The organism is Candidatus Streptomyces philanthi, from assembly GCF_059553635.1.
Genome location: NZ_JCANQV010000221.1, coordinates 1 through 10,156, shown reverse-complemented (window position 1 = coordinate 10,156; position 10,156 = coordinate 1). Strand labels below are relative to the sequence as shown.

General features: G+C 74.1%; 7 protein-coding genes. 5 read left to right on the top strand and 2 right to left on the bottom strand.

Annotation, left to right across the window (positions count from 1 at the left end; translation table 11 throughout):
- The 4 genes from AC51EU_RS22155 to AC51EU_RS22140 all read left to right on the top strand — a co-directional run.
- Positions 1–504: HAD-IA family hydrolase (locus tag AC51EU_RS22155; protein WP_496268779.1), on the top strand; the 504-nt coding region annotated here is incomplete at its 5' end.
- Between the two features lie 75 nt (positions 505–579).
- Positions 580–1,641 (top strand): right-handed parallel beta-helix repeat-containing protein, encoded by a 1,062-nt coding sequence (locus tag AC51EU_RS22150; protein WP_496268778.1) that lies wholly within the window; start codon positions 580–582, stop codon positions 1,639–1,641.
- A 43-nt stretch (positions 1,642–1,684) separates the two neighbouring features.
- The gene (locus AC51EU_RS22145) at positions 1,685–2,713 is read left to right on the top strand and encodes a methyltransferase (RefSeq protein ID WP_496268777.1); all 1,029 of its coding nucleotides are present in this window, start codon (positions 1,685–1,687) and stop codon (positions 2,711–2,713) included.
- Positions 2,714–2,788: 75 nt separating this feature from the next.
- Positions 2,789–4,510 carry a translation initiation factor 2 gene (locus tag AC51EU_RS22140; RefSeq protein WP_496268776.1) on the top strand — a complete coding sequence of 574 codons (1,722 nt, stop codon included), beginning with the start codon at positions 2,789–2,791 and terminating at the stop codon, positions 4,508–4,510.
- On the opposite strand, the gene AC51EU_RS22135 is transcribed toward AC51EU_RS22140, so the two are convergent.
- Both AC51EU_RS22135 and AC51EU_RS22130 read right to left on the bottom strand, forming a co-directional pair.
- Positions 4,498–6,588: a hypothetical protein gene (locus AC51EU_RS22135; RefSeq protein WP_496268775.1), complete on the bottom strand. Its 2,091-nt coding sequence runs from the start codon at positions 6,586–6,588 to the stop codon at positions 4,498–4,500. The two genes, AC51EU_RS22140 and AC51EU_RS22135, sit on opposite strands and share 13 nt — an antisense overlap.
- Before the next feature lie 108 nt (positions 6,589–6,696).
- Complete coding sequence (locus AC51EU_RS22130) at positions 6,697–9,039, bottom strand: MMPL family transporter (RefSeq protein WP_496268774.1); 2,343 nt, start codon at positions 9,037–9,039, stop codon at positions 6,697–6,699.
- Between the two features lie 158 nt (positions 9,040–9,197).
- Between AC51EU_RS22130 and AC51EU_RS22125 the strand changes: the two genes are divergently transcribed.
- Positions 9,198–9,839: a TetR/AcrR family transcriptional regulator gene (locus AC51EU_RS22125; protein ID WP_496268773.1), complete on the top strand. Its 642-nt coding sequence runs from the start codon at positions 9,198–9,200 to the stop codon at positions 9,837–9,839.
- The last annotated feature ends 317 nt before the right edge of the window (positions 9,840–10,156 follow it).

The following is a 10,156-nucleotide window of genomic DNA, read 5'->3' as shown; positions in this document are numbered from 1 at the left end:
GAGGTCCGCGACCGCGACGCGGCCCGCCACCGCGAGCTCTACACCGGCCTCGCCCGCCGGGTCCCGCTCCCCTCCCCCGCCCTGTACGACGCGCTCTACGAACGGCACATGACACCGGCCGCCTGGGTGCCCTACCCGGACGCCGCCGAGGTGCTGGCACAACTGCGGCGGCGCGGCGTCCGGATCGGCGTGGTGAGCAACATCGGCTGGGACCTGCGTCCGGTGCTCCGCGCCCACGGCCTGGACCGCCATCTGGACGACTGCGTCCTCTCGTTCGAGCACGGCCTCCAGAAGCCGGACCGGAGGCTGTTCGCACTCGCCTGCCACGCGCTGGGCCTGCCGCCGTCCGAGGTACTGATGGTCGGCGACGACCGGCGGGCGGACGGCGGCGCCACGGCGCTGGGCTGCCGCTATCTGCCGGTGGACCCGCTGGCCCCCGCCGAGCGGCCGGACGGCCTGCGCCCCGTCCTCGGCCTGGTCGCGGACGGCACCGGCCGGGCGTAGCCCGCGCCCGTACACACCGTGGCCGACGGGCTACCACATGTGGCGGGCGGTGATGATCGCCCATAGCTTCGCCTCATGGCACTACGACAGATCACTTCCATGGGCTGCGGTGCGGCGATCCTGTTCGGCGGGCTGGGGGCGGGCGCGTCCGGCGAGGCCCCCGGGCGGCAGGTCGTCGGACCGGGCGAATCGATCCAGCGGGCAGTGGACGCGGCCCGGCCGGGTGACACCGTCGTCGTCCGGCCGGGTGTCTACCGCGAGAGCGTCCTCATCGGCAAGCCGGGGCTGCGGCTCGTCGGCGCGGGCCGGAAGACGGTCCTCACGCCGGGCCGCACCCGCTCGCCGAACGCCTGCGGCGAGGAGGGCAACGGCATCTGCGTCCTCGGCCGGGAGGGCTCCCCCGTCAAGGACGTCACCGTCCGCTCGCTGACCGTCTCCGGCTTCGCCAAGAGCGGTGTGTGGGCCTCCCGCACCGACCGGCTGACCGTGCGGAACGTCACCGCCCGCCACAACGGCGTCTGGGGCATCGCGGAGGAGCGGTCCACCCGTGGCACGGTCAGCGGCAACACCGTCCGGGAGAGCGGGGACGCGGGCGTCTTCCTCGCGAACATGGTCGACGCGGAGGGCGGCGCGCCCGACGTCCACGGCACCACCGTCAGCGGGAACCGGCTGACACGGAACCGCATCGGCGTCACCGTGCGGCGTCTGCGGAACGTGGCCGTCGACCACAACGTCATCACCGGGAACTGCAGCGGGGTCTTCGTCGTCGGCGACGAGTCCCGCCCCCGCGCGGGCGAGCTCACGGTCGAGGACAACGCCGTCTCCGGCAACAACAAGCACTGCCCCGCCAACAAGCGCCTGCCGTTCCTCCAGGGCTCCGGCATCGTCCTCACGGGCACCGAGCAGGCACGGGTGCGGCGCAACCTGGTCGAGGACAACGCCGGGGGCTCCCCCCTGTCGGGCGGCATCGTCCTCTTCCCGAGCTTCGTGGGCGCGCCCAACGCGCGCAATGTCATCCACGGCAACGTCGTGCTGGGCAACAAGCCCGCCGATCTGCTCGACAAGGACCCGCAGGGCACCGGCAACCGGTTCACCGGCAACACCTGCCGGTCCTCGAAGCCGGCCGGCCGGTGCTGACGGCCGCGGGCGCACCCACCCCTGACGGCTAAGGAGAGGCGGCATGACCACCACACGTCCCACCCCCCAGCCCGCCATGCGGCTGCGGGAACTCGTCTTCGGCGCCGCGTGCGCGGCCGCCGTGCGGGCCGCGGCACGCCTCGGCGTCGCCGACGAACTGGGCGAGAAGCCCGCCACAGCGGAGGAACTGGCCGCCGCGGTGGGCACCGAGCCGCGCGCCCTGCGCCGGCTGCTGCGCGCCCTGTGCTGCTACGACATCTTCACGGAGGACGCGGACGGCAGGTTCGCCCACACGGAGATGTCCCGGCTGCTGCGCGAGGACGCCCCCGACAGCCTGCGGTACATCTCCCTGTGGTGCACGGAACCGTGGACCTGGGACGCCTGGCCCCGTCTCGACGACGCGGTACGGTCCGGCCGCAGCGTCTTCGACAGCCTCTACGGCAAGGGGTTCTTCGACTATCTGCACCAGGACGCGCGGGACTCGGCCCAGATCTTCGACCGGGCGATGACCACGTCCAGCAAGCAGTCGGCCGACGACGTCGCGGCCCTCCTCGACCTGGCCGGGGCGCGGACGGTGGCGGACATCGGCGGGGGCCAGGGCCATGTCCTGGCGAGCCTGCTGGAGAAGCACCCGGAGCTGGAGGGCACCCTCCTCGACCTGCCGGCCGTCGTGGCGAAGGCGGACCCCCGGCTGCGCGAGGGCGGCGCGCTCGCCCCCCGGGTACGGCTGCTGCCCGGCGACTGCCGCGAGGCCGTCCCCGTACAGGCCGACGTCTACATCATCAAGAACATCCTGGAGTGGGACGACGACTCCACCGGCCGGACGCTGCGCAACGTCGTCGGCGCCGCCCGCCCCGGCGCCCGCGTGGTGATCATCGAGAACCTCGTCGACGACAGCCCGTCCATGAAGTTCACCACCGCCATGGACCTGCTGCTCCTGCTGAACGTCGGCGGCGCCAAGCACACCAAGGAGAGCATGGTCCGCCACGCCACCCGGTCCGGCCTCGACGTCCGCGACATCCTGGTCGTCAACCCGTACCTGCACGCCCTGGAGTGCACGGTGCCGGGGTGAGGAGCGGACGGCGGGTGCCCCGGGGCACCGGGCCTCCCGGGGCCGTGACCGGCCCTGTTGCCTAGGATCGATGTCATGCCGTCAGAAGCACCGGAAGATCCCACCCGGCCCGCACCACGCGCCCGGTCCGGCGGGGCGCCGGAGGGCACGACCGGGTGCCGGCAGCGGGCGGCGCTGCTCGCGGCCCGTTCGGCGGGAGCGCTGCACCGGCTCCTCGACGTGCTGCCGGTCTTCGAGGGCGACGCGCGCATCCGCGTCCGCGTCACCCTGGTGCCGGGGTCGGCCTTCGACGTCGGCGCGCTGGCGGCCCTGGAACGGTCGGGGGCGCGCACCCTCAGCTGGGACGAGGCACGCGCCGACGCCCATGACCTGATCCTGACCGCCAGCCCGAAGGGCGCGCTGCGTGCCCTGTCGGGCCCCCGGGTGGTGCTGCCGCACGGCGCCGGGTTCAACAAGACGCTCGGCGGGGAGGGCTCGCCGCGTCTCCCGTCGGGCCTGGACCCGTACTTCCTGCTCGCCGGCGACGAGCCGTGGGCCGATCTGCACGCCCTGGCCCACGGCGAACAGGTCGCCCGGCTCGCCGCGCACTGTCCGCCGGCCGCCGCCCGCGCGACGGTGGTGGGCGATCCGACGCTCGACCGGCTGCTCGGCTCGCTCGACCGCCGGGAGAGTTTCCGTGCGGCGCTGGGGACGGGCGAACGCCGTCTCGTCGTGCTCACCTCCACCTGGGGGCGCGAGTCGCTTCTCGCCCGCCGGCCCGGCCTCGCGGGCGAGCTGCTGGAACGGCTCCCCCACGACGCCTACCAGCTCGCCCTCGTCCTCCACCCCAACGAGTACAGCCGCACCGGCGCGTTCGACCTCAAGCGGCATCTCGCCCCCGCCCTGGCGGCCGGGCTGGTGCTGCCGGACCCGTATCTGGAGTGGGCCGGCCTGCTCGTCGCGTCCGACGCCGTGGTCACCGACCACGGGTCGACCGCGCTCTACGCCGCGGCGCTCGGCCGCCCCGTCATCGGCGCGTACGACGGCGGCAGCGAGCTGATACCCGGCACCCCCATGGCCCGGATGCTGGCGGCGGTCCCGCGCCTCGGCGACGCCACCGGCCTGGCCGGGGTCCTGCGGGCCGCGGAAGCGCTCGACACCCGGCAGTTCGCCGACGCGGCCTTCGCCCTCCGGGGCCGGTGTCTGCCGCGCCTGCGGACCGAGCTGTACCGGCTGCTGGAACTCCCGCCGCCGAGGACACCGGCCGAACCGCATCCGCTGCCGCGCCCGAGCGGCGCGCCGCGCCGCCCCGGCGCCTTCGCGGTACGGGCGGAGGTGTCCGGCGACCGGATCACCGTCACCCGGTTCCCGCCGACCACCCCTGAGGCGGTGCACCATCTGGCGGCCGAACACCCCGAAGCGGGGCCACGCCTTCTCCAGAGCGCGTCGGTGCTGTGGCGCCGGGCGCTGCCCGCCCCCTCCGCACCGCACTCCCGTACCTGGACGGCGGGCGGCTGGACCGCCCACGCCCTCGACGAGCACCCGGGGTGCCGCACCGCCGGCGCGATCCTCACCCCCGAGCGGTGCCTGGTACGAAGCCGCACGGCCGGGCTGCTGAGCGTGCGGGTCGAGGCGTGCAGGACGGACGGGCGGGTCGTCCGCACCGACCCGGCGGGTGTGGTCTCGGCGGTGCATGCCTGGCTCGCCGCCGCCCCGCACCGGCCGCTGCCGGCCCCGCTGGTCTGCGAGACGGGCCCGGTGGCGGTGCGGGTCACGGTGGCACCGGCCGAGGAGGCCGATGCCGGCTACGAACTCTGATCGTCCCCCGGAAGGCCGCCGGACCGCGCGATCAGCTCGTGTGCCGCCGCGCGGTGCTCCGCCGCCTCGGCGGGCCGCCCCCGCTCCTGTGCGAGGGCGGCGAGTTCCGTGAGGATCCTCGCCTCGTCGAACGACGACCCCCGCTCACGGGCGTTCACCAGCGCCGCGCGGACGAGGTCACCGGCCTCCTCGGCCCGCCCGGCCCGGCGCAGGGCCCGGCCGAGGGCGAAGCCGGTACGCGCCGTCATCCGTTCGCGCCGCTGCTCCCGCGCCGCCTCGTGGGCCTCGCGCAGCAGGGCGACCGCGCGCCCGGGGTCGCCCTGGCACAGGGCGGTCCGGCCCAGCAGGTAGTTCTGGAGCAGCACGCCGTACGCGTTCCCGATGGCGGCGTGGACGTCCCGTGCGGCCTCGAAGTCCGCGGCGGCGCCCGCCCAGTCCTCCTGCGCGTACCTCAGCGAGCCGCGGAACTCCCTCACGGAAGCCTTCAGCCGGCGTTCCTTCTCCGTGTCGCCCAGCGCCCCGGCGGCGGCGAGCGCCCGCCGGAGCTGTTCCGCGGCCTCGTCGTAGCGCTTCTGCTCCCACAGCGGGCGGGCGAGCTGGCAGCGCATCCGCACCGTCGCCGGCAGGTTCTCCAGGCGCTCGGCGGCGGCGACGCCGGTGGTGAAGGCGTCGATGATGTCCGCGTAGTGCGGGTGGTCGAGGAAGTGGGTCCACAGCGGTTCGCACAGGGCCCAGGCGTCCTCGTGGCGTCCGTCGTCGAAGGCCGTCCGCACGCAGCCGTGGAGGGCGAGCCGCTGCGACTCCAGCCAGCGCCGTGCCTGCGGCCCGGTGGTGAAGCCGACGTCCGGGACGTCCCCGATCGGGGGCGGCAGCTCGGCGAAGGTCATGCGCGGGCCGGCCGCCAGCAGGTCCGCGCGGGCGGCCTGGCGCCGGTACCAGCGTGTCAACGCGCCGCGCGCCCCGGCGAGTTCCGTCCCGTCCGGGTCGGCCTGCCGTGCGCGGCGGCCCGCGTGGCCGCGCAGCAGGCCGTGCATGCGGTAGCCCTCGTCCCGGGCCTCCAGCAGGCCCGCCGCCACCAGTTCGTCCAGCGCGTCCTCGGCGGGGTCGAGGGCGCGGCCGAGGAGGGCGGCGGCCGCGGGGACCGTGACGACCGGGGCGGGGTGCTGGGACAGCAGGCGGTAGAGGCGGGCGGATTCCGGTTCCAGGCCCGCGTATCCGGCGTCCCAGACGGCCTCGACCATGGGAATCCCCTTCTCGTGCAGTTCCGCGGTGAGTTCGGTGACCAACCGGGACAGGCTGCGCCGGCGGTACTTGCGCACCCACCGGCCCGCGACCAGGAGCGCGGCGGGCAGTCCCTCGCAGCCCCGGGCCAGCTCCGTCGCGGCGTCCGGTTCGGCGGACAGCCGGGAGTCGTTCGTGAGGTGCCCGAGAAGGCGTACCGCCTCGTCCGTGCTGAGGGCGTTCACCGGTACCTCGACCGCGGCCACGCCGTCGAGGTCGTGGAGCTGCCGCTGGCTGGTGACGATCACCAGGCTGTCGGCGGAGGCGGGGAGGAGCCGCACCACCTCCGTGCCGAAGCGCGCGTTGTCGACGACCACGAGGAGGCGTTTGTCGTGGGTGTGCGTCCAGTACTGCTGGGCGCGCCCGGCGAAGGACGGCTTGAGCCACTCCGGCGGGACCCCCAGGTCGGCCATCAGCCCCGCCAGGACGTCGGACACCTCCACCGCGCCGTCCGTGCGCAGGTCGTCGAGATCGACGTACAGCACTCCGTCCGGGTACCGGGGGCGCAGCCGGCGGGCGACATGGAAGCCCAGGGCGGTCTTGCCGATGCCGCCGATCCCGGTGAGCGCGACGACCAGCGGTCCGCCGCCGCCCCGGTGCCCGTCGACGGCCCCGGTGATGCGTTCCTGTTCGGCGTGCCGGTTCTCGAAGTGGTCCAAAGGGGGAGGCACCTGAAAGGGCACCACCCGTGTCGCGGGAGCCGCCGCGTGCAGATGCTGGTGCACTTCGCCGATGTGCCCGGCCTGGACGACCGCCTCCGCCCGCCCGCTCAGACTGTTGTGCGTCTCCTCGACCATTCCACAACACTAAGCCTTGGGGGCCGGGGTGATGGGGCGGCAGCTGGGTCACCGGCCGGCGGCCCCGCCCCCGTCCACCGCGCGGCGGCGGGACGGGGGCGGGGTGGGTCACACCTCCTGGGTCGCGGCCTGCTGTTGCCGGTCGGCCGGGAGGGGCAGGGGGATCTTCCGGGCGAGGGCGTCGCCCTCGACGTCGAGGTCGGGCAGGAGGCGGTCCAGCCGGGCGGGGATCCACCAGGCCCGTTCGCGGACGAGTGCCATGGTGGCGGGGATGAACGTCATGCGGATGACGAAGGCGTCGATGAGGATGCCCAGGGCCAGGGCGAAGCCGATCTGCTTGATCATGGGCTGGGCGTTGAAGATGAACCCGGCGAAGACGGAGACCATGATCGTGGCCGCGGCGACGACGACGGAACTGGCGTGGGTGACGCCGGAGACCGTGGCGTCGAGCGGGCCGAGGCCGTGCACACGGGCCTCGCGCATCGAGGTGACCAGGAACATCTGGTAGTCCATGGCCAGTCCGTAGAGCACGCCGGTGACGATGATGGGCAGCAGGCTCACCACGGGTGCGGACGTGTCGAGGCCGAGGAGTCCCTGGAGCCAGCCCCACTGGAAGAAGGCGGTGGTGGCGCCGAGGACGGCGGCGATGCTCAGCAGGAAGCCGACGGTGGCCATCACGGGGATGACGACGGAGCGGAACACCAGGAGCAGGACGAGCAGCGAGAGCCCGAGCACGGTGGCGATGTAGAGGGGGAGGACGTCGGCGAGGCGGTCGGACACGTCGATCCCGAGGGCGGTGAACCCGGTGACGCCCGCGGTGACGCCGTACTTCTCGCTCATCGCGCCGCTCTTGTCCCGCACGGAGGTGACGAGGTCCTTGGTGCCGTCGTCGTTGGGTCCGTCGGCGGGGACGAGGCCGAGGACGGCCACGGTGCCGGTCTTGTCGAGGCCCGCGAGCGAGACGGCCGTGGCGCCCTTGGTGTGCTTCACCTCGGAGGCGACGCCGGCCAGGGCCTCGGGGGTGAGGGGGCGCCCGGGGTCCGTGGAGCGGGCGACGACCATGAGGGGGCCGTTGTAGCCGGCGCCGAAGGCGTCGCTGACCGCCTCGTAGCTCTGGCGCTGCACGGTGCCGGTGTCGTAGCTGGTGCCGGACGGCAGTCCCAGCTTCATGCCGAGGGCCGGTACGGCCAGGACCAGCGGGACCAGGAACGCCGCGACCATGGCGGGGTACTTGTGGCGCACCAGCGCCCTCCCCCACGCGGTCGCCCGCCGCGGCGCGTCCGCGGCGGCCTGCTGCCGCGCCTTCTGCCGGGTGCGGGGCGGGCAGATACGTTCCTTCACCAGTCCCAGGAGCGCCGGGAGCAGGGTGAGGGCCAGGAGGACGGCGAGGGCGACGGTCCCCGCGGCGGCCAGGGCCATCGTGCTGAGCAGGGTGATCCCGACGACCAGGAGTCCCGCCAGGGCGATGACGACGGTGCTGCCGGCGAAGAAGACCGCGCTGCCGGCGGTGCCGGTGGCGCGGGCGGCCGCCTCGTGCGCGTCCAGGCCGTCGTCGAGGATGAGCCGCCGCTGCCGGTTGATGAGGAACAGGGCGTAGTCGATGCCGACGGCGAGCCCCAGCATCAGCGCCAGGACGACGGTGAGCGAGTGGATCTCGAAGACCGCGGAGAAGGCGAAGGTGCCGCCGACGCCCACCAGGACACCGGTCACGGCGACGAGCAGGGGCAGCCCCGCCGCCACGACCGAGCCGAGGGTGATCAGCAGGACGAGGGCGGCCACGACGACGCCGACGACCTCGCCGGCGCCCACGATCTCGGGCATCTCCATCATCATGGCCGACGGCAGGACGTCGAGGTGGCCCTTGCCGGCGTGCTGCTCGGCGGCGTGGACGACGCCGTCGACGGTCCCGGTGGGCAGTTCATAGGTCTGCTCGTCGAACTGGAACTGCATCAGGGCCGTGGTGCCGTCGGCCGAGACCACGACTCCGGGCACGGGCAGGCCGCGTTCCTGAAGGGGGCGGGGCGTCTTGTCCCCGGTGGGCGCGCCGACCGCCCGGGCCACCGCCGCCTGGGCCCGCATCAGGGGACTCTTCTCCCCCTTGGCCATCTCGCCGGCGAGGGTCTTGCGGGCGTCGACGACGTGGTCGTGGCGGTAGACCGCGTCCACCGCGGCCATCAGGGCGCCGCGGCTGCCCTCGCCGTCGACCCGCTTCCCGTCCTGCGCGCGGAAGACGAGCATGCCCTGCCCGCCGGACGCCTCGGGCAGGGAGGTCGCCAGGTCGTCGATGACCTTCTGCGCCGGGGTGCCGTCGATGCGTACCTCGTTGCTCAGCTTGACGGGGTTGAGCACGAGGAGCCCCACCACGGCGCACACCACCGCCAGCCAGGCCGCGATCACCCGCCATGGCCTGGCGTAGGCGAAGCGTCCGATCCGGTAGAGCAGTACGGACATTCCGTTCTCCCTTGTTCTCCGTCGCGGACCGCCGGTGGGCCGCGCCTCCAGAACCGAGAGACTACTATCAAAACGATAGTTGCCTATCAAACCGATGGGGCACTCTCACAGGTCCGGCGTTTGGGTACCCTGCGACACCGAACGGGAGGAAACACCAGATGCCGAACACCACACCCCCCACACCCCGGGCCCGCCGGGTCGACGCACGCTCCAGTGCGGCGCGCATCGTCGCCGCCGCACGCTCCGTCCTCGGCTCGGGCGAAGGCTCGCTGGAGCGGATCGCGGCCGAGGCGGGTGTGGGCATCGCCACGCTCTACCGGCACTTCCCCAACCGGGAGGCCGTGGTCCGGGCCGTCCTCGACGACATCCTCGACACCGATCTCCTCCCCCTGATCGCCGACGCCACGGCCACCCGCCACCCGCGCCGGGCCCTCCAGGACATCGCCACCCGGCTGCTCGACCTCATCACCGAGGAACCGGGCCTCGCCCCCTTCATCAGCAACTTCGCCGATGTCACCCTCGACGCCCTCCAGCGCCTCAGCGAGGCCCTGCGCCCCCTCCTGGAACAGGGGCAGGAACAGGGCGAGATCCGCACCGACCTCACCCCCGACGACATCCCGCGCTTCCTCGTCCTCGGCATCGCCGGCCTCGTACTCCCGGGCACCACGGCCGCCACCCGCGCCCGCTTCACCGCCCTCCTCTTCGACGCCTTCGACCCCGCCCACGCGACCCCGCTCCCGCCGCTGGACCCGGAGGCGGACGATCTGCGCGCCGCCATCAGGGGCGCCGCCAACCGGTAGGAGCAGGAAGGGGACCCCGGACGCCCCGGGGGCTGTTCGCCGTAACGGCGGACAGCCCGGAACCCGGCTGACCGGTCATCGCTCTGCACTCGACCGGGTGAATGTCCCTTCGGCTTCCGGGGCGGGCCGAGGAAGGGGGCGGGTCTGCTCGCGGCGATGCCGCAGGCGGTCGGGGGACGACCGGTCCCGGCGGGTGGGACGGTCGCAGGGGCACGGCCCCAGGGGGGACGGCACCAGGGGGACGGCACCAGGGGGACGGCACCAGGGGGACGGCACCAGGGGGACGGCCGCCCTCAGCGGGCGAGCCGGTCCCGGCG